Source organism: Formivibrio sp. oc-25 (assembly GCF_055810895.1).
Window position 1 is genome coordinate 38181 of sequence record NZ_JBVVOL010000001.1, and the last position, 24985, is coordinate 63165.

Sequence of the window (24985 nt, forward strand, 5' to 3'; positions counted from 1 at the left end):
GCATAATAACTATGGTCGCTTTATGGTCAATTGCACAAGGTGTTTGACCTGTCAATATCCGGGGAAACCCCGACGAGACGACCATACGGCAATGCGAATCTTTCCATTTGTGTGGGTTGAAGTATTTTCCTTACATATCATAGGGTTGAGTCGCTTGCTTGGCTGGTCATTCGGATTTGGAATACCTTGGGCAACGGGCTGGACGGATCATGCCGTTTGCAGGACTAATTTCGTTTTTTCCTTCGGTAGCGTACTGCATCGATCGAGGGTGTGAAAAATTCACATACTCTTTGCTGGAAGGTGACTGATCAGTGTTGCGATCAGGTTGCACCGGGTTGGACGGGTATGTCTGTGGCAAAGCGGATCGGTTGTGCAGGATCGGTTTTGGCCTCGTACATGGCACTGTCGGCTTGGCGGACGAGTTCATCCACACTGCTGCCATGTTCGGGATAGCAGGCAATGCCGATTGCAGCGGAAACGCTGAGCTGCCTGTCATCCACGTCGCACGGCTGCTGGATGGCCTCTCGCAGACCCCGGGCAAGTCTCTCGATATGGGCAGGTTCGTCAAATTCGGGCAGCAGGATCACGAATTCATCGCCGCCTTGGCGGCAGATGGTGTCCGATGCCCGCAGCATGCCGCGCAGCCTTTCGGCGATGGTCTTGAGCACAGCATCGCCAGCGGCATGGCCATACTGGTCGTTGATTGGCTTGAAGCGGTCCAGATCGATAAACAGGATGGCGAGCCTGCGCTGGTGGCGTTTGGCCAATTCCAATGCCAGGCTGGCGTGCTCGATAAACAGTGCCCGGTTGGGTAGCCCAGTCAGATAATCATGGTGCGCCAGATGGTGGATACGTGCCTCGGCCTGTCTGCGCTTGGTCACATCTTCAATGACCACCACGATACCGATAGTCTGCTGACCGGAATCCTTGACCAGCCGTCCGTTAACCCTTCCCCAGAACTCGGTGCCATCGCTGCGCAAGAAAATACGTTCGGCATGAAAGGCGCTGGCCTTGCCGGACAGCAATTGAGCCAGGCGTTCGCGCAGTCCTTCATGTGCATCATTGGGCAGGAACTCGGTAAAACGCTTGTTCATCAGCATGCCAAGCGGGCAATGAAACATTTTAGCCATGCGCTGGTTGGCATGAAGAATGGCCCCCTCGATATCGACCAGGAAAATAGCGACGCTGGAGCTGTCATGCACGGCCCGCAATAGCGCCTGCTGTCTGGATAGTTCCCGATGCGCTAGATCGGCAGTCTGCAATGCTGCAACTGCGTGAGCATGGCTACGCGTTAATAATAAAGTGGCAAATGCGAGCAGGGTGGATAAGAGGATGCCGGTTACCAGTAAAATTTTTGGGGCATGGTCGGCCGGTTCGCTTTCCAGATAACCTGGTAGGGCATCGATCTGTATGGTCCAGGTTCGATCATGCACCAATACCACGTGCTGGGTTTGGTAATTCGAAGAAATGGACTGGGATAGATTCGCAGAATGGCTGGTGTAAATCAGCTTATCAGCGTCAGGCTGCGTGCCCTCATAGATGCGAAGCGCGATATGTTTGCGTAACTGGGTATATTCAATGCTTAGATAGTTTTGAATTAGCTTATCGATGTGCAGTGCGGTATAGGACCAGCCCAGCAATGCTGATCGACGTTGTTCCGCGGTTTGCAGCGGGGCTCCCTGGCGGTAGATTGGCATGAAGATCAACGCGCCTGTCGCACTTTGGCCATTGGCACCCTGCAGCAGGTCGATCTTGTCGGTCATTACCGGGTAGCCCGCATCCCGTGCCTCAAACGCAGCTTGCCGTCGAACCGCATCGGTCAGCAGGTCATAACCCAGCACGCGGCGGTTGCGTACATCCGATGGCTCGACATAGACAACTGCAGAATAATCATCACGCCTGCCTTCGGGCCACACTAGATATTCCGGTATGCCATCAGCGCGCATGCGGGCAATATGGCTGGCTAACCCCCGAGGGGATATGCGTTGTACGAAACCAATGGCCTGGATACCGGGGAAATAGGCAGGCAATTGAAGTCCGGACACGTATTGGCGAAATTCCTGTCGCGTGACATCGCCGCTGCTGGCGAACAGCCCGACCACCCCGCGCAGGATCTGTCCGTTGGTCACCAGACGCCGCTCGATGCCGTTTACCACTTCGCTGCTACGGATCTCAAACTCGGCACGGTTATGCGCCAGCTCGTCACGCTGCATGCGCAAGGCCAAAACCCACGTCAGTCCCAGTCCGATTGCAAGAATCAGCCACGGGATGATGTGCAGCAGCCAGCGCTTGGACAATAACCGGTTTGTTTTCATGAAAACCACCGAGTTGGGGTTTGTTCCCTGCGACTTAGAGTCTGTTCACCGCTTCGCAGCAAGATCATGAACCACAGTTCTAAGGGATAACCCTATTGTAGTAGGCAATGTGACAGTACAGGGGTATTCACGAATTGGCTGGGCGAGAAGTGGATATCAATCCTCTTCGTCTTCGTCATCCGAGACAACAGCTTTCACGCCATCGGCGGCGATTTCAACTGTGGTGCCGACGACACTGGCGCCGATCTTGACGGTGGTTGCGGCAACCGAAACGGCGGCATCGGCAACCGCGACAATGGCGCAGCCACTGCAGCTTAGAGCAAGGAACAAGGCAATCAGGCGGGAAAGCATGGTCATCGTCGGTGCTTTGCCAGAAAAGTGTCAGAAAAGCAAAAAGCCCAACCTGGAAGGCTGGGCTAAGTGCTTGAATCTATTGGTGGCCAGTCGCGGAATCGAACCACGGACACGCGGATTTTCAATCCGCTGCTCTACCAACTGAGCTAACTGGCCGTCGAGAGGTGCGCATTAAACCTGATTCGGCAGAGGGTGTCAACCTTATTCGCGCTCTTTTTCTTGCGGTATGCCCAATATGGTTCCCGCAGGCAATGGATTGCCGGCAAGAAATGCATTGGCATCCATGCGTTTGCTGCCAGATTTTTGCAGTTCGCTGACTAACAGTGCACCTTCGCCGCAGGCCACCAGAATGCCATTACGGTCTGCTGCCAGGATTTCGCCGGGTACACCCTGGCCCGTTGCCGGACTGGCCTGCCAGATCTTGATTGGCATGTCTCCCAATTGGGTTTGGGCGGATGGGAACGGGTTGAACGCGCGCACCATGCGATCGATAACTGCGGCAGGTTGATGCCAGTCGATCGTGGCTTCTTCCTTGCGCAATTTTTCTGCATAGGTGATGCCGTCTTGTGGCTGCGGTTTGCGCTGGCTTTGCAGGGCGGGCAGTTTTTCCAGCGCGGCGGCGATGGCTTTCCCGCCGACTTCTGCCAGTTGATCATGCAGTTCTGCAGCGTTGAGGTGCGGGGTGATCGGAACAGGGTGGACTGACAGCATGTCGCCCGTATCAAGACCGGCATCCATCTGCATGATGGTGATGCCGGTTTGTGTGTCGCCCGCCAGGATCGCCCGCTGGATGGGGGCAGCGCCGCGCCAGCGTGGCAAAAGGGATGCGTGAATGTTGAGGCAGCCCAGGCGCGGCATGTCGAGCACGGCTTGTGGCAGGATGATGCCGTAGGCCGCCACCACCATGACGTCGGCCTGCGCAGCCGCGACGGGCGCCTGTTGTTCCGGTGTGCGCAGCTTTTCCGGTTGCCACACGGGGATGTCGTGCGCTTGGGCCACAATTTTGACCGGTGACGGAGTGAGCTTCATGCCGCGACCGGAGGGGCGGTCAGGCTGGGTCAGCACCAGTACGATTTCGTGTCCGGCCGCGATCAGTTGCTTGAGCGCTTCGGCGGCGAAATCGGGAGTGCCAGCAAAGATAAGTTTCATCGAGAATTAAATACCCGTGTGTTCGAAAGAGCAGGCTTGGGACAAGCGCTTACATATTCTTTTTTTGTTCTTTTTTCAGTTTCTGGACGATCCGGTTCAGTTTCAGGCGAGAGAGCTTTTCCACGAATACCTTACCATCCAGATGGTCGATTTCATGCTGCAGGCAGACCGAGAGCAAGCCGTCGGCATGCAATTCGAACGGCTTGCCTTGCCGGTCAAGCGCGCGCAAGGTGATTTGCTCTGCGCGTGTCACTTTCTCGTAAATGCCGGGTACCGACAGACAGCCTTCCTCGCAGGTTTCTTCACCTTCCCTGTTGAGGATTTCCGGGTTGATGAATACCTGCAGGGCATTCTTTTCTTCGGAAAGATCGACGATCAACAGCCGGATATGCTGATCCACCTGGGTGGCGGCCAGGCCGATTCCAGGGGCGGCATACATGGTTTCGGCCATGTCATCGATAAGTTGTTGTAAATCCGGCCCGAATTCCCGTACGGGTTTGGCTATTTTGTGCAGGCGTTCGTCCGGATAGTGCAAAATGTTTAGAAGTGCCATGTGTTTTCTTGCCAGTGCAGGGGTTTGTATGCAGAATCGATTGAATTTCTTGCCACAGCCCCGTTAAATGAATTACAAAAAAGGGTGGCTTTTTTAGCTGATCGCTTAAGGAACCAGAATTGGGTACAACCATGCGCAAGTCAATTATATCGCTGATTTTTGCTGGAAGTTGTATGAGCGCCGCTTGGGCGGATGTACTTCAATTGCAGGACAACGTGCCGGATCGTTATGTCGTGGTCAAGGGCGATACGCTATGGGATATTTCCGGACGTTTTCTGAAACAACCCTGGCGCTGGCCCGAGATCTGGCAGCTCAACAAGGCGGAAATCAAGGACCCGCACTGGATCTATCCCGGGGATGTGATCGTGCTTGATCGCAGCGGGGATTTGCCCCGGCTCAAGCTGCTGCGGTCCGGCAAGCTTGGCGACGAACAAAGACTTTCCCCGCGGGTGCGTGAATCAAGCCTTGAAGGCGAGGCGATTGCCAGCATATCGCCGTCCGCCATCGAGCCTTTCCTGAAGCGGCCGCAGGTGCTTGATCCCGAAACCTTCCGCAAAGCACCGCGTATCGCCGCTGCCTATGACAACCGTGTCATCTTCAGTGCTGGAGATACGGTTTACGCCGTCAACCTGGAGGCAAAGCCGGGTGAGGTGTGGCAGGTTTTCCGCGATGGCAAAACCTTGGTTGATCCGGATACCAAGAAAGTGATTGGCCATGAGGTCAATTATCTGGGTGATGTGCGCGTGGATGGGGTGGGAGAGGTATCCACACTGAAGGTCTTGCGTGCCAAGGAAGAAATCGCGATCGGCAATCGTCTGGTACGTGCCAATGAGCAGATGTTCATTAACTACATGCCCCGGCTGCCGGCGCGTGCGCTGGAAGGCAAGGTGATATCCACCTATGGTGCCGTGGCAGATGCTGCCAGCTATACCACGGTGGTCATCAATCGTGGTGCAGACGATGGCCTCGAGGTAGGCAATGTCCTGTTTGTCTACAAGCAGGGTGTGCCCGTTGTTGCGGAAAAGGGTGAGCCTGCACGCAAAACACCACCTGTGAAGAATGCCAATCTGTTTGTTTATCGCATATTCCCCCAGCTCGCATACGGGCTCTTGCTCGACAGTACCTTGCCTGTCAATGTGGGCGACTCGGTAATCGGTCGCGCCGCAACGGAGTAATGCGGCTTGCCGCTGGTTGCTGATGCCGAGCACTGGCTGCGGTTCGTGCTGGTTCCGCTGGGATGCCGCACGCGCCTGAAGCTGTTGCGTCAGTATGGTTCGCCCGAGGCAGTGCTGGGTGCATCGGCGATCAGTTTGAAGGATTTTCTCGAGCCGTCGCAAATTGTACTGCTGCATGATGCGGCTTCCCGCCAGACTTGGCCGGAATTGCAGCTGCATCAGCAATGGCTGGCCGATGATGGCAATCATCTGCTTACCCTGGCGGATGCCAATTACCCGCGTTCTTTGCTGGATTTGCCTGATGCCCCCACATGCATTTTTGTCAAAGGTGATCCAGCCTGGCTTTCACATTCCGCCATCGCTCTGGTTGGCAGTCGACAGGCAACGCCACAGGGGCTGGGAAATGCCGAAGCCTTTGCGGCTGACCTGTCGCGCACCGGCTATACCATTGTCAGCGGATTGGCGGCAGGTATCGATGCTGCGGCACACCGGGGTGGTTTGACCGGGACCGGCTCAACCGTTGCCGTGGTAGGAACAGGGCTTGATCGCGTGTATCCGGCCGCGAATCGTGCATTGGCGCATCAGATCGCGCAGCAGGGTGCGCTGGTGTCGGAGTTCGTGTTGGGCAGCCCGCCCAAATCCGAACACTTTCCACGGCGTAATCGCCTGATCGCTGCCTTGGGCGTTGGCTGCCTGGTGGTCGAGGCGACGCTGGGCAGCGGTTCGCTGATCACCGCCAAGCAGGCGGCAGAGCTGGGGCGCGAGGTCTTTGCCATTCCGGGGTCTATCCATTCACCGCAGAGCAAGGGTTGTCATCGGCTGATCAAGGATGGGGCCAAGCTGGTTGAATCGGCGCAGGATATTCATGACGAGCTCGCTTCGCCTTCGCTGTTTGTGCCTGCCTCGTCTGCTGTATCCGATACGGATGTGGCAACCGCACCGGATGCAGCCCTGCTAGTGCAGATGGGCTGGGATCCGGTCGATACCGATACGCTGGCCGTGCGGGCCAGCATGGCCACTGACACACTGATGGCAACTTTGCTATCGCTGGAATTGGCAGGAAAAATCGCTGTCTTGCCGGGTGGTCGTTACCAGCGTATATGCTGATCCTCTGTCGCAAGCAGGTTTTTTACGCTATAAAGCGCGGTGACGGATATCTATCAACCTTCTTGGAACAAAGTAACACCAGACCATGCCAGCCAACCTGCTGATTGTTGAATCGCCTTCAAAGGCAAAAACCCTGCAAAAATATCTGGGCAAGGATTTCCAGATCCTGGCTTCCTACGGGCATGTGCGCGGACTGGTACGCAAGGATGGTTCAGTTGATGTCGACCATGACTTCAAGATGAAGTACATGATCATCGATCGCAACAAGAAGCATGTCGATGCCATCTGCGATGCGGTCAAGGGTGCCCAGAATGTTTATCTGGCGACTGACCCGGACCGTGAAGGCGAGGCGATTTCCTGGCATATCATGGAAATCCTGAAGGGCAAGAAACTGACCGGCGGTGACCGTACGTTCAAGCGCGTGGTATTCCACGAGATTACCGAAGGGGCGGTGCTCAACGCTGTGGCCAACCCGCGCGATATCGACAGCAATCTGGTCAATGCCCAGCAGGCGCGCAGCGCGCTCGATTATCTGGTTGGTTTCAATCTTTCTCCGCTCTTGTGGCGCAAGGTGCGCCAGGGTTTGTCTGCGGGCCGCGTGCAGAGTCCGGCCTTGCGCCTGATCTGTGAGCGTGAAATCGAAATCCGCGCCTTTACTGCGCAGGAGTACTGGACACTGCATCTGGACAGCCACAAGGGGCGCCAGAAGTTTTCTGCCAAGCTCAATGAATGGCAGGGTAAAAAGCTCGAGCAGTTCGATTTGCCCAATGAAACAAGCCAGGCCGATGTACTGAAAGCACTGGAAGGACAGTCGGCTGCTGTCCGTAATGTCGAGAAGAAAAAGAAGTCGCGCAGTGCGGCAGCCCCCTTTACCACCTCCACCCTGCAGCAGGAAGCAGTGCGCAAGCTCGGCATGACGACTGACCGCGCGATGCGTACGGCACAGCAACTGTACGAAGGTATCGATATCGGCAGTGGCACGGTGGGTTTGATCACGTATATGCGTACCGATTCGGTAGCGTTGGCCAACGAAGCAATTGCCGAGTTGCGTGATTACATCGGTCAGAATTTCGACAAGGAATACCTGCCCAATTCGCCGGTGACCTACCGCAACAAATCGAAAAATGCTCAGGAAGCCCACGAGGCCATCCGTCCGACCTCGATTTTCCATGCGCCGGAGAAGGTCAAGGCCTTCCTGACGCCGGATCAGTTCAAGCTCTACCAGATGATCTGGAAGCGCACGCTGGCATGCCAGATGACGCCGGCCAAATTCGATACGGTCGCCGTGGATATCCAGGTAGGCGAGGGAGTATTCCGTGCCACGGGCCAGACCCTGGTCTTCCCCGGTTTTATCGCGGTGTATCAGGAAGATGCCGACGACGTCGAAGGCGATGAGAACGATGAGGCCCGCCTGCCGGTGCTGGAAGTCGGCGATGAATTGCCGGTAGACAAGCTCTACGGCGAACAGCATTTCACCCAGCCGCCGCCGCGCTATACCGAAGCCAGTCTGGTCAAGTCGCTCGAAGAGTTCGGCATTGGCCGGCCTTCGACTTATGCCTCGATCATCTCGACGCTGAAAGATCGCGAATACGTCATCCTCGACAAGAAGCGTTTCACGCCGACCGACACTGGCGAAGTAGTCAACAAATTCCTGACGGAGCATTTCACCCAGTACGTCGATTACAACTTCACCGCCAAACTCGAAGACAAGCTCGATGAAGTGTCGACCGGTGAGCGCGAATGGATTCCTGTACTCGACGAATTCTGGGGACGTTTCCACAAACTCTGCGAAGAAAAGCTGACGCTGTCGCGCAAGGAAGTGACGCAGGAAGAAATCGACGAGGATTGTCCGAAATGCGGCAAGAAGCTGGCGATCAAGCTCGGCAAGCGCGGGCGCTTCATCAGCTGCACGGGTTATCCGGAATGCACTTACACGCGCAATCTGGGCGAGGATGCTGAATCGGCGCCGGTCGAACCGGAAGTCGTGCCGGATAGAACCTGCCCGGAGTGCGGTTCAGCCCTGCATATCAAATCCGGGCGTTATGGCAAGTTCATCGGTTGCTCGAACTATCCGAAGTGCAAGCATATTGAACCTCTGGAGAAGCCCCGAGATACCGGAGTCGAGTGCCCGCAATGCCACAAGGGTAGCCTGATCGAGCGCAAGAGCCGTTATGGCAAGCTTTTCTATTCGTGCAATACCTATCCGAAGTGCACCTACGCCACGTGGAATCCCCCGATCTCTGAGACGTGTCCGAAGTGTGGCTGGCCGGTCCTGACCATCAAGATCACCAAGCGTCGTGGCACGGAAAAGGTATGCCCGCAAAAGGAATGTGGCTATAGCGAAGTGATCGAACCACCAGCACCCAAATAGCCGCCATGCTGACCCGTCCGATCCTGTTGGAAAGTGCTACGCAGCAGGCTGCCGAGCCTCTTGGCTTGCACCAGCATTATTTCGAAGCGTTCGAGGCGGTCGTGGCAACCCTGATGGAGCCGGGCGCTTCCGATGTGCTGTGCGAAGCGCTCTCCCTGGTCGTTGATGCCTGCAATTGCTCGGTCGGGGCCTTGTACCTTGATGCCCCTGGCCGGGAAACGGCCAGGCTAGCCTGCCACTGGCTGCATCCGCAATCCCGTGCAACTATCCCGGAAAGTGCATTCCGGCTGATCCGATATGAAGATCTGCAGGCGCTAGCAGATATTCTGGAGGCCGGCATGGTGCTGAACCAGCCCTTGTTGGCCTTGTCGGCACCTGCCAGAAAAATGCTGATCCCTTATGGGGTTACGCGCGTCATTTGCCTGCCCTTGCTCAATCGTGGTTTGCCATTCGGATTCATTGCCCTGCTGGATGCCGGCAAAGAAGTAAGGCGCGGTTCGGTCGAACTGCATTTTCTGTCCATGCTGGCCAATGTTTTCGCTCAGGCTGTCTTGAAGCAGCGCGCCGAACAGGAAATCGAGGCCAGCCGGCAGCGGGTACTGGCATTGATCAGTGCCACACAGGATATGGTGTTTGAGCTGAATGATGCAGGCTTGATCGTCAAGGTCTGGTCTGAACATCCGGCGCTGCCTGCTGCAGAGCAGATCGAGGGCATGCATTTTGGCAAGGCACTGCCTGCGGCGCTGGCAAATGAAATCGCCGCCGTGTTGCCGCAGGTGCTGCAAGACCTGCGAACCGTGCAGGTCAATACGGTATGCCAGGGCGCCACGGCGCCGGTGTATTTGCAGGTCCGGCTCAGCCCGGTACAGACCGATGATCAGGTGCATGCGGTTGCCATGGTGCAGGATGCATCGGAAATGATGCAGGAAGCGATGCAGCGCAAAACCATGCTGGATACGCTCAATCTGCTGGAAGAGGCCGTCATCGATTTGTCTCCTGGTGCGGATTTGCTGGCCACAACACCAGCTTGGGCACGCTTGCGTGGTTTGCCTGATGGGGCGGAGCGGAGCGACCTGGGGCAATCGCTGCTGGAATTGGTGGACGCCACGGATCGTGAGCGGCTTGGCGCGGTTCTGGCAGGTTTGCTTGATGCCGAAACCGCCAGTAACCAACGTTTCAGACTGTTGCGCCATCAGCAAGAGCCGATATGGGTGGAAGCCAAGCTGATTGCCCACTACGACCCCACCGGAAATGTGCAAGGTATGCGGGGTGTGTTGCGCGATATCACAGCTTCTTATTTGAGCGAGCAGCGCATCAGCCAGCTCGCGCATTACGATACTCTGACACGCTTGCCCAATCGGGCGCATCTGGACAGTTCCTTGCGCCAGGTTATCGACCAGGCCAGCCGATGTGCGGGTAAGGTCGCGCTGGGATTTATCGACCTCGATCACTTCAAGCAAGTGAACGATGCCTTGGGTCATAAGGCTGGGGATGATTTGCTGGTCAATGTGGCCAGCAGGCTTTCCCGCGTGCTGCAGGGCAAGGGCATGCTCGCCCGCTGGGGGGGCGATGAGTTCGTGGCATTGGTGCCGGGCCTGACCGAGCCCGATAATCTGCGCGAGTTGGCAGAATCCCTGCGCCAGGCTGCCCAGCAGGGGGTGATGCTGGAGGGGCAGGAGGCACATCCGACCATCAGTGTCGGTTTTGCCGTCTACCCCGACAATGCCGCATCGGCAGAGGAGTTGCTGTCTGCGGCTGACCACACCATGTACCACGCCAAGAATGCCGGGCGCAACAGTGTGTGTTTTTACTCGGATATCGTGCATTTCAAGGTGTTCGGGCGCGAGAACATGGCCATGCAGTCGCGCTTGTCCGGAGCGATTCAGGATGACAGCCTGCAGGTTTTTTACCAGCCCATCGTCGATGCCGGAACCGGTGCCGTGCTGGCGCTGGAGACACTCGCGCGCTGGCCGGATGGCAAGGGCGGCTGGATCAGCCCTGAGCTGTTCATCCCGCTGGCGGAGAAAAATGGCCTGATTCAGGAGTTGTCCGGCCGTGTGCTGGAGCGCGGTTTGGGCCAACTGGCCTGCTGGCGCCAGGCCGGGCTCACACAACCGATTACGGTGAATATTTCACGCAGCCAACTCTATTCCACCAGTTTTGTGGCCGACATGCTGGGGCGCTTGTCCGGATTCGGTCTGCGCCCGCATGACATCATTCTTGAGATTACCGAATCGGTTGCACTGACCGATCATGCCCGCCAGATGAAGCACCTGCGCCAGTTGGTCGAGGCGGGTTTCCGGATTGCCATCGATGATTTCGGCACCGGCTACTCATCGTTGTCACAGCTGCATGAGATGCCAATCCAGTTCATCAAGATAGACAGCGCCTTTGCGCAGCGTCTGCATGCCGAGGATGGCCGTGCGGTCATGCATGCCATCGTTCAGCTGGCACAATTGCTGAAGCTCAAGATCGTGGCAGAAGGCATCGAAACCCGCGAAGTTGCCCAGTGCCTGCAGCGCATGGGTGTGCGCGGAATGCAGGGCTTCTACTACAGTGAACCGGTGCCTGCCGCCGTTGCTGAATTGATGTTGCGACTGGGTGTGACGCCCAAGAGCAGCCATTGATCCGACTGCATGAAAACGGCCTCGCAAGGAGGCCGTTGGTACGTATAGTGATCGGTACAAATCAATTGCAGTGATGCAGGATCTTGGACAGGAACTGCTGTGCGCGTTCCGAGCGCGGGGCGCCGAAGAATTCTTCCTTGCTGGCGTCTTCGATGATCTGGCCGTGGTCCATGAAAATCACGCGGTTGGCTACCTGGTGGGCAAAGCCCATTTCGTGCGTGACCACCATCATGGTCATGCCTTCGCGGGCAAGTTCGACCATGACATCGAGCACCTCATTGATCATTTCCGGATCGAGTGCCGAAGTGGGTTCGTCAAACAGCATGCAGATCGGATCCATGGCGAGTGCCCGGGCTATGGCTACACGCTGTTGCTGACCGCCCGAGAGCTGGCCCGGATGCTTGTCGGCATGTGCTTTCAGTCCCACCCGATCAAGTAGTGCCAAGCCTTTTTCCACGGCTTCCTCGCGACCGCGCCCCAGAACCTCAACCTGGGCGAGGCACAGGTTGTCGACGATGGAAAGATGCGGAAACAGCTCAAAGTGCTGGAACACCATGCCCACGCGGCTGCGCAGTTTGGGCAGGTTGGTTTTCGGATTGCCCACCGCGATGTTGTTGACAATGATTTCGCCTTTCTGGAAAGGCTCCAGCGCGTTGACACATTTGATCAGGGTAGATTTGCCCGAGCCGGATGGGCCGCAGACCACGACAACCTCCCCCTTCTTGACCGATGTCGAGCAGTCAGTCAGTACCTGGAAGCTGCCATACCATTTGGAAACATTCTTGATTTCAATCATTTCGGTTCATCCTCAATGCGACTTGGCAACGGCGAATTTCAACTGCAGACGATTGACCAACCGCGATGCAATGAAACTGAATACAAAATACACAACGCCGGCAAAGATCAGGAATTCATGCAGCTGGCCGGTAATATCGCCGCGCGAGCGGGCAGTGTTCAGGAAATCCATCAGGCCGACCGCATAGACCAGCGACGTATCCTGAAACAGGATGATGCTCTGTTGCAACAACAGCGGCGCCATCTTGCGAAATGCCTGCGGCAGGATCACCAGGCGCATGGTCTGGCGGTAATCCAGGCCCAGCGCATAGGCGGCATTGACCTGACCCTTCGGGATCGACTGGATGCCGGCACGTACAATCTCGCAGTAATAGGCCGCCTCGAACATCATGAAAGCGATGATCGACGAGGTAAACGCCCCGATGGGCTGCATCTTGCCGGTCATCCAGCCAATCATGAACGGCACGATGAAGTAGAACCAGGTGATGACCAGCAGCAAGGGAATCGAGCGAAAATAATTGACGTAAAAACCGGCCAGGAAAGACAGCGTGCGGTTGCTCGACAGACGTGCCAGGGCCAACAGCGTACCCAGGACGACCCCTCCCACCACGGCGAATGTCAGCAGTTGCAGCGTCACCCACATGCCCTGCAGCAAACTGGGAAGCGCGGTAACAATGCTAGAAAAATCCATTATTTGCCTCCCAGTGCGATCAGGCCCGGCACACGTACACGCTTTTCCAGCCAGCGCATCAGCAGCATCAGGCTCATGTTCAGAATGAAATAGATGATGGTCGCCAGCGTGAAGGCTTCAAACAGGTTGGCGGTGAACTCGGCGGTCTGTTTGGTCTGGGCCAGCAAGTCCATGAGGCCGATCAGCGAAGCGACGGATGAATTCTTGAAGATGTTCAGGAATTCGGATGTGAGTGGCGGGATGATGATGCGAAACGCCTGTGGCAGCAGGACATGGCGATAGGCCTGCCATTGCGTCAGTCCAAGTGCCTTGGCCGCATTGACCTGGCCGCGGGGCAAGGCTTCAATGCCGGTGCGCACCTGCTCGCATACGCGTGCGGCGGTAAACAATCCCAGGCAGATCACTACGCTGACAAAGGCCGAGACTTCCGGCGTCAGGTCCTGCTTGAACCAGATCTCGATACTTTCCGGCAGATAGTCCGGCACGATGAAGTACCAGATAAACAGTTGTACCAGCAGTGGCACGTTGCGAAACAGGTTGACGTACGTTGCGCTGATGCTGGCCAGGCTGCGCTGCGGCAAGGTGCGCATGACCCCGAGCAGCGATCCCAGTATCAGGGCGATGAGCCAGCCGGATAGTGACAGGGCAACGGTCCAGCCCAGGCCGGCGATAAACCAGTCCAGGTAGACCTCCGTGCCTATGCCGGTGGACTTGAAGAAAACGCCCCAATCCCAGTTGTAGTTCATAGATTGACTCCGCTAAGCGGGCAGGGAAGCCCCTGCCCGGTCTGGTGTGGCTGATTACATTTCTTCGGCAGACTTATCGGTCGGCTTGGTGATCAATTCCTTCAGGCCATCACTCATCGCAAAGCTCATGTTCAGGCCCTTGGGCGGAATCGGCTGTTGGAACCACTTGTTGTAGGAAGTGTTGACACGACCACTCTTGTAGAAATTGGCCAGCGCACGATCTGCCACGGCCTTGAAGGCCGGATCATCCTTGCGCACCATGCAGCCATAGATTTCATACGATTGCGGCGTACCGACGATGGTCCAGTCAGCCGGGTTCTTGGCTTTTGCCATTTCACCTGCCAGCAGCACATCATCCATCATGAACGCCACGGCACGGTTCGATTCGAGCATCAGGAACGATTCGCCATGATCCTTGTCGCTGATGATCTTCATGCCCAACTGTTTGTCTTCATTGAGCTTCTTGAGCAGGCGCTCTGAAGTGGTGCCAGCGGTGGTCACGACATTCTTGCCAGCCAGATCAGCGAAATCCTTGATGCCGGAGTTTTTCTTGGCCAGCAGGCGGGTTGCAACCTTGAAGAAGCCATTGGTGAAGGCAACCTGCTTCTGACGTTCCAGATTGTTGGTGGTGGAGCCGCATTCCAGATCAGCCGTACCATTTTGAATCAGCGGGATGCGGGTTTGCGAAGTGACCAAGGTGTAGTTGACCTTGATATTCGGCAGCTTGAGTTCTTTCTTCACTTCGTCAACGATGGCATTGGCAATATCCATCGAAAAACCAATCGGGGTGGCATCACCGCTCAGGTAGGAAAAAGGAATGGACGAGTCGCGGTGGGCAAGCGTAATGGTGCCGCTGTCCTTGATTTTTTTCAGGGTGCCGGTCAATTCCGCAGCTTGCGCGCCAGAGAACAGGCTGGCGATGGCAACAGCGATGATCAAATTCTTCTTCATGACTAGTCTCCGGGGATGGATGTGAGAAAACCAACAACAAAGAGCAATTATCAGGCCAGTAAGACTGATATTGGATGCTTGTTAGGGAAATCCCCAAGTGTTCTGGCGGTGTTATTTTTATGCTGAAAGCATGGGGTTGATTTCGGGAAAGAATTTATCCCGAATTTGTTTCTTGCGGTACGAGCCATACAGGCTGACTAAAGAAGCGGCCTGTTTTCTGCAGGCCGACTGATCCAATCGCTGTTTTATTGCACCTTATTGGTGCATTGGTGCCAGGATCTGGCGCAGGAACTGGCGAGCGCGCTCGTGTTGCGGATTGGTGAAGAAGTCTTCAGGTTTGGCATCTTCGAGAATTTCGCCATGATCAAGGAAGATAACGCGATCCGATACTTCACGCGCAAATCCCATTTCGTGGGTGACCACGACCATGGTCATGCCCGATTCGGCCAGGTCCTGCATGACCTTAAGTACTTCACCAATCATTTCCGGATCAAGCGCCGAGGTGGGCTCATCGAACAGCATCACCTTGGGGCGCATGGCCAAGCCGCGGGCGATCGCGACGCGCTGTTGCTGCCCACCCGACAATTGCGAGGGATAGGCATCTTTTTTGTTGAGCAGACCCACGCGTTGCAATAGCTCGCAAGCCAGTTCATCGGCTGCAGCCTTTTCCATCTTGCGTACCTGGATCGGCGCGAGCGTGATGTTTTCCAGCACGGTCAGGTGCGGGTAGAGGTTGAAATGCTGGAAGACAAAACCGACTTCCTCCCGAACCTTGTTGATATTGGTCCTGGGGTCGGTGACGGCGATGCCGTCCACGATGATTTCACCATCGTTGATGGGTTCCAGCTGATTGATGGTGCGGATCAGGGTGGATTTGCCCGAGCCGGAAGGGCCACACACCACAACCACTTCACCTTGCTTGATTTCGAGGGTGATGTTTTTCAGGACATGGTGATCACGGCCGAACCATTTGTTGACCTTTTGAAAACGGATCATTTGCTACCTACTCCCGGACAGAACGCGGGCATTTTGCGTAAACCCGCCAGGCTCGACAAGCGGGATTTACCCGTAGTCGTGATGCGTGACCAGTTCGGCCAATGCCTGATATTACCCGAACTGGCACAGGCATCACGAGGCATGCACCAGGAATGCCTGCTGGTGCTGGTTGTGCACCAATATGGTTCAGTGATTGGTGCGCTGGTACAGATAGTTCGCAAGACTGACATATTGCGCGACACTGACATTTTCGGCGCGGCAACCTGGATCAATGCCGAGCGCTTCCAGTTCGGCGTCGCTGGCAATGCCTTTCAGATTGTTGCGCAGCGTTTTGCGGCGCTGGGCAAATGCGGTCTGTACGACCTCTTCCAGCAGCAATTCATCCTGCGCCAGATACGGCAGCTGCGGCCATGGGATCATGCGCACCACTGCAGAATCGACCTTCGGCGGTGGGTTGAATGCCGTGGGAGGCACATCCAGCACGCGATCCATCACGAAGCGGTATTGCAACATGATGCTGAGCCGTCCGTAATCGGGCGTACCCGGCTCTGCCACCATGCGATCGACGACCTCTTTTTGCAGCATGAAATGCATGTCATCGATCACCGGGCTGAATTTCGCCAGATGAAACAGCAGGGGGGTCGAAATGTTGTAGGGCAGGTTGCCGATCAGGCGGATGCGGTTTTGCGGGGCAATTTTTTCAGCCAGGGCGCCGAAATCAAAAGCCAGGGCATCCGTGTTATGAATGGTCAGGCGCTCGGCCGAAAAATGCTCGTTCAGATACGCCACGATATCGCGATCGATTTCAACCGCATGCAGATGCTCGATGCGTTCCAGCAAGGGACGGGTCAGTGCAGCCAGGCCCGGGCCGATTTCGACAAAAGTATCGCCATTTTGCGGACTGACTGCATTCAGGATATCCGCGATCACGCCTTGATCATGCAGAAAATTCTGGCCAAAACGTTTGCGTGGAATATGTGATTTCATGAGTGTTTCCTTGCTGCCAATTCAATGGCCAATTCTGTTGCCGTGAACATGCTGCCCGGCTCGGCATGGCCGGTACCTGCCAGATCGAGTGCCGTGCCGTGATCCACCGAAGTGCGGATGATGGGCAATCCCAGCGTGATGTTTACGCCCGCACCAAAGCTGGCGAACTTGAGTACCGGCAGGCCCTGGTCGTGGTACATGGCAAGTTGTGCATCCCCGCGCGCAAGTTGATGTGGCGTGAAAAGCGTATCGGCGGGCAGCGGCCCAATCAGATGCATGCCTTCCTTGCGCAGTTGGTCAAGTACCGGAATGATCACGTCGATTTCCTCACGACCCATGTGGCCGGCTTCGCCTGCGTGCGGGTTCAGTCCGGCCACGAGGATGCGCGGCTCGGGCAGGCCGAATTTGTCACGCAGATCGGCATGCAGGATGCGCAGCGTTCGGCCGAGAGTTTCCGGCGTGAGTGCTTCGGCTACATCCTTGAGCGGTAAATGCGTGGTCGCAAGTGCTACGCGCAAGCCGCCACCGGCCAGCATCATGACGACATGTTCGGTGTGGCAGCGCTCTGCCAGGTATTCGGTATGACCGGAAAAATACCGATCCGGGAATGCATCGTTGATCACGCCCTTGTGCAGCGGTGCCGTGACCAAGGCGTCAAATTCCCCCTGCAGGCAGCCGTCGATAGCGCGATCAAGCAAGCCCAGTACATAGCCGGCATTGGCTGGTTCGAGCCTACCCGGCAGGCTGGTTGTGTTCAGTGGGATATGCAATACCGAGACGGGCAGGGGCTGGTCGGGATCGTATTCCGGCAGATCAAGTGTGAGGCCAATCAGCCTGGCACGTTCCGTGAGCAGCGTGCGGTCGCCGAGCAGGACAATGCGGGCGGGGTTGTGGCGGGAGACAAGTCGGGCGGCCAGTTCCGGCCCCACGCCGGCAGGCTCGCCGGTCGTGATGGCCAGAACAGGCAGGGTAGGTCGAGGTCGGTCAGGCATGATGGCTGTTTTATTCGTCTTTCAGTCGAATGGATACATAGGCTTTGTCGCGCAGTTGTCGAACCCAGTCTTCATACTGCTCTTCGGCTTTGCGCTGGCGCAGGTCCAGCCGCACCTTGGCACGGCGGCTTTCTTGCGTCACATCCTGGTTGCGGCGCTCCACTACCTGGATCAGGTGCAGGCCGAACGGGGATTTGACCGGCTGGCTGATATCGCCCGGGTTGAGCTTGTCCATGGCCTGCTCGAAATCAGGCACGGTGTCGCCAGCTGAAAGCCAGCCAAGATCTCCGCCCTTGTTGGCGCTGGTGTCATCGGAATACAGGCGGGCCAGCTCCTCAAACTTGCTGCCGTTGAGCAAGCGATCACGAATTTGCAGCAGTTTGTTGCGCGCATCGATTTCCGATACGACCTCATTGGTCCGTACCAGAATGTGGCGAGCATGCGTTTGCTTGATGACCAGCTTTTCGCTCTGCTCACGCTTATCGAGCAGTTTGAAGATGTGAAAACCCGCACTGCTGCGCACGATGTCGGTCATTTCGCCCGGCTGCAGACTTTCAAGAAGTTCGGCAAATGCCGGTGCCAGCGCCCCGGTCGGTCGCCAGCCGATCACGCCGCCGTTGCTGGCTTCTGCTGCGGTGGAATAGGTAGCGGCCACGGCGGCAAATTCCTTGCCTTCAGCCAGCTCCTGGCGTGCGGCGAGGATGCGTGTACGCCGTGACTGGATCTGCTCCGGTGAAGCATTTTCCGGCAGGCTGATCATGACCTGCGCAAGTTGATACTCAAGCTGGGGCTTGTTGGCGCTCAGGCTCAGGAATTCATCCACTTCGGCATCGGTTACGATGATCTTGTTTTCGATTTCCCGTTCGCGCAGCAGGCTCAAGGTCATTTCCTGGCGAATCTCGTCGGTAAACTGTCGCCAGTTCACGCCATCGACTTCGAGGCGCTTGCGCAGATCAGGCAGAGTCAGACGGTTCTGCTGGGCGATTCGTGCCAGCGCACCTTCGAGTTGGCTGTCGTCGATGCGTATGCCCAGATTGTTGGCTTGTTCGAGCATGACCCGTTCGGTGATCATGCGCTGGAGCGCTTCGCTTTCCAGGACATCGGCTGCCGGTGCGGCAATGCCCTGGCGTGCCAGGTTCTTGCGGATCGAATCGATCCGGTCATTAAGTTCCTGCTGGGTGATGGCGCTGCGGTTCACGACCGCAACCACGCGATCCAGCGTGACGATATTGGCCTGTGCCGGTGCAATCAGCAGCGTGGCAGACAGGATCAGGGTGCGAAACAGCGACTTCATAGCGGCCTCTCAGAAACGGGTCGGCGAGTAGGTGTCGGCGTAGCCGGGGATGGACGAACGAATGGCATCGAGCGGATTGCTGCCTATGCCAGCCAGACCGCCAAGCTCAAGAATGGCAAAGAACGAAGTGTCATAATCCGTGGTGCTGGTGGCGTAGCGCTGGGCTGCCAGGCGCAGGCCCCAGCAACCGGCGTTGTACTCGACACCACCCAGGATCTCCAGCGCGCGCCGGTTTGTGATCGAATAGTTGTAGCGGCCCATGGCATACCAGCCGTTGCCCAGCGGCCATTGGCCGGAAATGTCCGCCTGCCGGGTGTCGGCAATCCGGTTGTTCACATAACGCAAGTTCAGCAGCTTGTACTCGCCGGGGCGCCAGGTCAGCACCAGGTCGGCACGGCGCAGGGTGTTGTCCTGCTGGTTGTACTGCATGATGTAGCTGGTCGAAACACCCTGCCATAGCTGCGCACCCAGCGTCATCAGCCAGTCCGAGCGCTTTTGTTCTGCCGTGGTGTCCGAGGTTTCGGTCGAACTCAGTGTGACGCGCGGTGTCTTGAAATACTGGCGCTGGCCAACCGTGAGATTGAAGCGCTCGATACCGCTGTCGCTTTCGAACAGGCGGCTGGTGACAGCCAGCGTCAGCTGGTTGGCATCGTTGATGCGATCCTGCCCGGAGAACTGGTTCTCGCTGAACAGTTGGGTCAGCGACAGATCGGTTTCACCCGAATCGAACACCGGCAGCATGGATTGATCGCGATACGGGATGTACAGGTAGTACGCGCGCGGTTCCAGTGTCTGTACGAATGCGGTGTCAAACAGGTTGGTTTCGCGCTCGAAGTACAGCCCGCTGTCCAAGCTGGCAATCGGCAAGGTGCGCGCATAGCTTTCCTGCTGCTGCCCGTTCTTGTCGAGATTGTAGCGGGTGGCATGCACGCCAACCTTGGGCGTGACAAATCCCCAGGATTCATTGAACGGCACCGAGATGCTCGGATATGCCCATGCACGCAAACCTTCGGTCTTGGTCGGGTGACGGAAGTCGGTCAGCTCGCCACTGATGCCGGTCACCAGTCCCTGGATCAGGTCCGGTTGCGCCGTGGCATAGAGTTGCGGTGCGCGGTCATAGGGTTTTTCGACTGGATTGGCTGCCGTGCTCAGTGTCTGGAAACGCTGCCAGCGCAGGAAGCTGCTCCACTCATTACCGCTGTAGCGCAAGGTGCCTTCGCGCGGCAGATTGCTCTGCGACGTGACAGAAAGCCGATCACCGAAGTCGGATAAATACTCATTGTCCGAGGTTTTCTGGATGTTCAAATCCAGATTCAGGTTGGGTGCCAGCTCTTGCGTATGCTGGAACAACACACTGCTACGGGTTTTATTCTCGAGTTGGTCATCCAGACCTTCCAGGCGCAGGACGCCGGAATAATCCGGCTGCAGGTAGCGGAACTCTCCACCCAGCATCAGGCCGCGTTTGGACAGGTAATTGGGCGACAGCGTGGCATCGTAATTCGGCGCAAGATTGAAATAATACGGCTGCTGCCACTGAAAGCCGTTCTTGTTGCTCATGCCGATCTTCGGGAACAGAAAACCGCTTTTGCGCGAGCTGTCGAGCGGGAAATCCACCCACGGGTAATAAAAGATCGGCGCACCCTTGAACTCGATCCAGCCGTTCCAGGCTTCGCCCAGATTGGTGTTGTAGTCGAGCCCGATCGTGCTGGAATGCAGGTACCAGGAATCATTGCCCGGTTCGCAGGTGGTCAGCCGTCCTTGCTGGATTACATAGCGGTTGGGGCCTTCGAACAGCAATTTGACCGCATCGCCACGTGCGCGGCCTTGTGCCATCTGGTAGACCGGGTCGAGCAGATCGCCCTGGCGGGAGTCGACGGTCATCTGCAGCTGCGTACCGGTCAATACATCGCCATCCTTGTGCAATGTAATCTGGTCTCCCGCACGCAACAGGTCGGTGGCAAGCTGATAGTTGGCCCAGTCACTTTCCACTTTCAGGTTGTCGCGTGTAACCACCACATTGCCACGCGCTTCGGCGAAATCCCCTTCGCGGGCGCTGGCTTCATCTGCGTGGATCAGAATCGGTGGTTCGGTTTCCTGTGCGGTCTCGGCATGGGCGACCACCGGCATGCTTGCAATCAGGATGGCCAGCAGGGAAAAACGGTAGGGTGGGCAAGAAAACGCAGACATGGGGCCAAGGCGGCTCGCTTGATACAATGCGCGGATTCTAGCAGCAATTGATTGGACTATGGCATGACCCTTTCTCCCGAGATTCTTTCAACCCCGCGTTTCAGGCAGATGCAGGATTGGCTGCAAGGCTGTCTGGATCAGCCGGTTCTGGGTATCGCCAGTGCGGCTGCCGATGCCAGTGCCCGGCGCTACTGGCGCATCGAAACCGATGGTGCGAGCCGGATTGTCATGGATGCGCCACCCGAGAGTTTCCAGTTTGAAACCTATCTGGCGCAGCATGCCCGCCTGAGTGATGCCGGTCTGCCGGTGCCGCAATTGTTCGCCCATGATGCACGGCTTGGGTTTGCGCTGCTGGAAGACCTCGGCAATACCACATTGACCCAATTGCTGACGCCTGACGCTGCCAAGGGCTGGTATCTGCAAGCGATCGATTTGCTGGTCAGGCTGCAAGTGGCGGTCAGCGCACAGGCATTGCCGGCGTACGATGCGGCGTTCTTGCAGCGTGAACTGGAAATCTGCCGAGAATGGTATTTTGGATACCAGTTGGGTGTGACACTGAATGCGGAAATGCAGGAGGTCTGGTCGCGCAGTTGCGCATTGATCGTCGCGCGCAACCTGCAACAGCCAACCGGCTTTGTGCATCGCGATTATCATTCGCGCAATCTGATGGTCAAGGATGACCGGCTGCGCCTGATCGATTATCAGGATGCCGTGCATGGCCCGCTCAGTTATGACCTTGTTTCCTTGCTGCGCGACGCCTACATTGATTGGGACGAAAGTTTTGTGATCGATCTGGCGATTCGCTATTGGGAGCAAGCCCGCGCTGCCGGTTTGCCCTTGACTGCCGATTTTTCCGAGTTCTATCGCGATTTCGAATGGCAGGGTCTGCAACGTCATCTGAAGGTGCTGGGTATCTTCGCGCGGCTCAAGTTCCGTGATGGCAAGACGCAGTACCAGGCCGATATCCCGCGTGTACTGGATTACGTACGCAAGGTTTGCGAGCGCTATGGCGAATTGGGCGCATTGCGCCGTTTGCTGGCACAGGTGCACGCGGAACAGATCGATGTGGGGTACACCTTCTGATGCGTGCCATGATTCTTGCAGCAGGGCGCGGTGAACGCATGCGTCCCCTGACCGATGCCTGCCCCAAGCCCTTGCTCGATGTGGCTGGAACCCCCCTGATCGGCTGGCACCTGAAACGTCTGTCGCAGGCCGGCATCACGCAGATTGTGATCAATCATGCCTGGCTGGGGCGCATGATTGAGGACCAGCTTGGCAGTGGCACCGACTATGGCGTGGAGATCGTCTATTCGGCGGAAGGCACTGCACTGGAAACCGCCGGTGGCATTGCGCGTGCACTGAGCCTGCTGGGGGGCGAGCCCTTCCTGGTAGTCAGTGCCGACATATTCTGTGTCTACGATTTTTCCCGACTTCTGCCGGTAGCTGAGCAAATGCGGCGTGATCCACATGGTCTCGCCCATCTGGTACTGGTCCCGAACCCGGCGCATCATCCCGACGGTGATTTTGGCTTGCAGGATGGCAAGGCTTGTCCGGAAAACGGGCTGCGCATGACGTTCAGCGGAATCGCCTTGTATCAACCGGATCTTTTCCTGGGCGTTGACCCGAATCGTCCTGCGCGCATTGCCCCACTGCTGAAAGCAGCAGCGGCCCAAGGCCGGGTTACGGCCGAGAGTTTCGATGGGTTGTGGCTGGATGTCGGAACGGTAGCGCGGCTTGACGAGGCGCGCCGTTGTGCGCAGCCGATTGACGGCATGGCTGTGCGTTGAGATTTGTTGCATTGCAACCTAAACTGGATGAGATGCATGGCCATGCATGTCCAGTTCGGGAGGCAACATGTCAGTCAACCATTTTTTTGAAGAGCAGGCGGTTCGCAACAGCGCATTGCAGCACGAGTTGCGCCAGGCCCTCGATCCGTTTGGCCTGGGAGCCACCTGGCTCAAGGCGCAGCAAGCCTGGGCGATGAATCCGGATGCGCTGGCATCGGTCATGCACCGTTATGCCGATGATGTACGGCTGTGGCAGCGCTATACGCTCGGGCGGTTCATGGGTAACTGCGGGGCCGAATGTGAAGTCTTTCCGCGTAATCCGGAAGATACCCGCTTTGCCGATCCAGTCTGGGACGAGGTGCCGTTCTGGGATTCGCTCAAGGAATGGTACCTGCTCAATACGCGCTGGCTGCAGGATGCCTTGTACCAAACGCCGGGCCTGGGCGAACAGGAACACAGTCGTTCCGCCTTCTGGCTGCGGCAATGGCTCAATGCGATTGCGCCAACCAACTTTCTTCTGACCAATCCGGTTGCCATGGCCAAGGTGCTGGCAACCAATGGTGAAAGCCTGATCGATGGCTTTCGCAATTTCGCCGAAGATGTGAAAAATGGCGATATCAGCATGACCGATCTCAATGCCTTCACGGTTGGAGAGAATCTCGCGACGACACCCGGCAGCGTGGTTCATCGCGGCAAATTGCTGGAAGTCATTCATTACGAAGCCACAACCCCGACTGTCCACAAGATACCGCTGGTGATCATTTCACCCTGGATCAACAAGTACTACATCCTGGATATGAACCCGCAAAAAAGTCTGGTCAAGTATCTGGTCGATCAGGGCTATTCGGTGTTTATCACCAGCTGGAAGAATCCGGACGGATCGATGCGCAATGTCGGTTTCGATGATTATCTGGCCGATGGCGTGGGCCGGATCATCGACGTTGCCAAGGAGATTTCGGGCACCGACAAGGTTAACCTCGTTGGCTATTGCATCGGCGGTACGCTGGTGAGCACTTATCTGGCTTGGGCGAACCGGCAGGATCCGGATCAGGTGCCGGTCAATTCGGCCACCTTGCTGACCACGCTGACCGATTTTTCCCGCCCTGGCGATATCGAGGTTTTCCTGGATGAAGAAGGGCTGGCCTTCATTGAGCGAAGGATGACGGAAAAAGGCTATCTGGATGGCAAGGATATGGCGGCGAGTTTCCGCATGCTGCGTCCGAACAGCCTGATCTGGAACTACTGGGTCGGCAATTATCTCTTGGGCGAAACGCCCATGGCGTTTGATGTGCTGTACTGGAACATGGATACCACTCGTTTGCCGGAAAAAATGCATCGCTTTTATCTGCGCGAGCTGTATTGCAAAAACAAACTGGTCGAGCCCGATGCGCTCAAGGTCGCAGGGCAGCCGATCAATCTGGCAAAGATTACCCAGCCGCTTTATATGGTCAGCACCGAGGAAGATCATATTGCGCCGTGGAAGCAGACCTTTTCACTGGTCCATCGCACAGGCGGGCCCGTGAAATTCACTTTGTCTTCGTCCGGCCACATCATCGGCATCGTCAATCCGCCTGGGCCGAAGAGCAAGCGCAGCTATTGGCAGGGGAATCCATTACCGGGCGAGACCCCTGAAGACTGGCAGGCACGCCAGACCAATGTCGCCGGTTCCTGGTGGCCCAATTGGGTGGAATGGCTGCGTGAATATTCCGGCCCGCAAGTCAAACCGAAGCTGTCGAGTCGGGCGCATCCCAGCCAGGGCAGTGCCCCTGGCAAGTATGTGCTTGAATAAGCAGCCATAAATCAACAGCCGCCAAAGTGAAGGCTAACTTTGGCGGTTTTTGTATGAATGCTTTCCAAAGCTACATTTTTGAGTTGTCGACGCATGTGCTGATCCGGGATAATGCGCGA

The 24985-nt window shown here is 56.8% G+C and carries 20 protein-coding genes and 1 tRNA gene; 7 read left to right on the plus strand and 14 right to left on the minus strand.

The genetic code is table 11. The features are described 5' to 3' along the window. Positions 1-320: 320 nt before the first annotated feature. The 5 genes from AC0KVQ_RS00210 to def all read right to left on the minus strand — a co-directional run bounded on the left by AC0KVQ_RS00210 (position 321) and on the right by def (position 4371). Positions 321-2315, minus strand: a complete 1995-nt coding sequence (locus AC0KVQ_RS00210; RefSeq protein WP_473419089.1) for a CHASE domain-containing protein — start codon at positions 2313-2315, stop codon at positions 321-323. A gap of 156 nt (positions 2316-2471) precedes the next feature. Beyond that, positions 2472-2672: a hypothetical protein gene (locus AC0KVQ_RS00215; RefSeq protein WP_473419090.1), complete on the minus strand. Its 201-nt coding sequence runs from the start codon at positions 2670-2672 to the stop codon at positions 2472-2474. A gap of 77 nt (positions 2673-2749) precedes the next feature. Then, positions 2750-2825 (minus strand) — tRNA-Phe (locus AC0KVQ_RS00220). A 45-nt stretch (positions 2826-2870) separates the two neighbouring features. Next, positions 2871-3818 (minus strand): methionyl-tRNA formyltransferase, encoded by a 948-nt coding sequence (gene fmt / locus AC0KVQ_RS00225; protein ID WP_473419091.1) that lies wholly within the window; start codon positions 3816-3818, stop codon positions 2871-2873. 49 nt (positions 3819-3867) lie between these two features. Beyond that, complete coding sequence (gene def / locus AC0KVQ_RS00230) at positions 3868-4371, minus strand: peptide deformylase (protein WP_473419092.1); 504 nt, start codon at positions 4369-4371, stop codon at positions 3868-3870. A gap of 173 nt (positions 4372-4544) precedes the next feature. Here def and AC0KVQ_RS00235 point away from each other — a divergent pair, with 173 nt between their 5' ends. The 4 genes from AC0KVQ_RS00235 to AC0KVQ_RS00250 all read left to right on the plus strand — a co-directional run bounded on the left by AC0KVQ_RS00235 (position 4545) and on the right by AC0KVQ_RS00250 (position 11651). Beyond that, complete coding sequence (locus AC0KVQ_RS00235) at positions 4545-5546, plus strand: LysM peptidoglycan-binding domain-containing protein (RefSeq protein ID WP_473419093.1); 1002 nt, start codon at positions 4545-4547, stop codon at positions 5544-5546. A 6-nt stretch (positions 5547-5552) separates the two neighbouring features. Continuing rightward, the gene (gene dprA / locus AC0KVQ_RS00240) at positions 5553-6653 is read left to right on the plus strand and encodes a DNA-processing protein DprA (RefSeq protein ID WP_473419094.1); all 1101 of its coding nucleotides are present in this window, start codon (positions 5553-5555) and stop codon (positions 6651-6653) included. A gap of 85 nt (positions 6654-6738) precedes the next feature. After that, entirely contained in the window at positions 6739-9024 is a 2286-nt protein-coding gene (topA, locus tag AC0KVQ_RS00245; protein ID WP_473419095.1) for a type I DNA topoisomerase, read from the plus strand. A 5-nt stretch (positions 9025-9029) separates the two neighbouring features. Further along, entirely contained in the window at positions 9030-11651 is a 2622-nt protein-coding gene (locus AC0KVQ_RS00250; protein ID WP_473419096.1) for a sensor domain-containing phosphodiesterase, read from the plus strand. A gap of 61 nt (positions 11652-11712) precedes the next feature. On the opposite strand, the gene AC0KVQ_RS00255 is transcribed toward AC0KVQ_RS00250, so the two are convergent. The 9 genes from AC0KVQ_RS00255 to AC0KVQ_RS00295 all read right to left on the minus strand — a co-directional run bounded on the left by AC0KVQ_RS00255 (position 11713) and on the right by AC0KVQ_RS00295 (position 21290). Continuing rightward, complete coding sequence (locus tag AC0KVQ_RS00255) at positions 11713-12447, minus strand: amino acid ABC transporter ATP-binding protein (RefSeq protein ID WP_473419097.1); 735 nt, start codon at positions 12445-12447, stop codon at positions 11713-11715. Between the two features lie 12 nt (positions 12448-12459). Then, complete coding sequence (locus tag AC0KVQ_RS00260) at positions 12460-13137, minus strand: amino acid ABC transporter permease (protein WP_473419098.1); 678 nt, start codon at positions 13135-13137, stop codon at positions 12460-12462. After that, on the minus strand, positions 13137-13883 hold the full coding sequence (locus AC0KVQ_RS00265) for an amino acid ABC transporter permease (protein WP_473419099.1): 747 nt from the start codon (positions 13881-13883) through the stop codon (positions 13137-13139). Before AC0KVQ_RS00265 ends, AC0KVQ_RS00260 begins: the two co-directional genes overlap by 1 nt. Positions 13884-13937: 54 nt before the next feature. Beyond that, a complete protein-coding gene (locus AC0KVQ_RS00270; protein ID WP_473419100.1) occupies positions 13938-14834 on the minus strand; it encodes a glutamate/aspartate ABC transporter substrate-binding protein in 897 nt (298 codons plus the stop codon). Positions 14835-15089: 255 nt separating this feature from the next. Continuing rightward, positions 15090-15830, minus strand: a complete 741-nt coding sequence (locus tag AC0KVQ_RS00275; protein ID WP_473419101.1) for an amino acid ABC transporter ATP-binding protein — start codon at positions 15828-15830, stop codon at positions 15090-15092. Between the two features lie 186 nt (positions 15831-16016). Next, on the minus strand, positions 16017-16817 hold the full coding sequence (gene rsmA / locus AC0KVQ_RS00280) for a 16S rRNA (adenine(1518)-N(6)/adenine(1519)-N(6))-dimethyltransferase RsmA (protein ID WP_473419102.1): 801 nt from the start codon (positions 16815-16817) through the stop codon (positions 16017-16019). Next, positions 16814-17809, minus strand: coding sequence for a 4-hydroxythreonine-4-phosphate dehydrogenase PdxA (gene pdxA, locus AC0KVQ_RS00285; RefSeq protein WP_473419103.1), 996 nt, complete (start codon positions 17807-17809; stop codon positions 16814-16816). The genes rsmA and pdxA overlap by 4 nt, the downstream gene beginning before the upstream one ends. 10 nt (positions 17810-17819) lie before the next feature. Beyond that, a complete protein-coding gene (locus AC0KVQ_RS00290; RefSeq protein WP_473419104.1) occupies positions 17820-19103 on the minus strand; it encodes a peptidylprolyl isomerase in 1284 nt (427 codons plus the stop codon). Positions 19104-19112: 9 nt separating this feature from the next. Further along, positions 19113-21290 (minus strand): LPS-assembly protein LptD, encoded by a 2178-nt coding sequence (locus AC0KVQ_RS00295; protein ID WP_473419105.1) that lies wholly within the window; start codon positions 21288-21290, stop codon positions 19113-19115. 63 nt (positions 21291-21353) lie between these two features. Here AC0KVQ_RS00295 and AC0KVQ_RS00300 point away from each other — a divergent pair, with 63 nt between their 5' ends. The 3 genes from AC0KVQ_RS00300 to AC0KVQ_RS00310 all read left to right on the plus strand — a co-directional run bounded on the left by AC0KVQ_RS00300 (position 21354) and on the right by AC0KVQ_RS00310 (position 24866). Next, positions 21354-22373, plus strand: coding sequence for an aminoglycoside phosphotransferase family protein (locus tag AC0KVQ_RS00300; RefSeq protein ID WP_473419106.1), 1020 nt, complete (start codon positions 21354-21356; stop codon positions 22371-22373). Further along, positions 22373-23077, plus strand: coding sequence for an N-acetylmuramate alpha-1-phosphate uridylyltransferase MurU (gene murU, locus AC0KVQ_RS00305; protein ID WP_473419107.1), 705 nt, complete (start codon positions 22373-22375; stop codon positions 23075-23077). The genes AC0KVQ_RS00300 and murU overlap by 1 nt, the downstream gene beginning before the upstream one ends. Positions 23078-23144: 67 nt before the next feature. After that, on the plus strand, positions 23145-24866 hold the full coding sequence (locus AC0KVQ_RS00310; RefSeq protein WP_473419108.1) for a PHA/PHB synthase family protein: 1722 nt from the start codon (positions 23145-23147) through the stop codon (positions 24864-24866). Positions 24867-24985 lie beyond the last annotated feature (119 nt).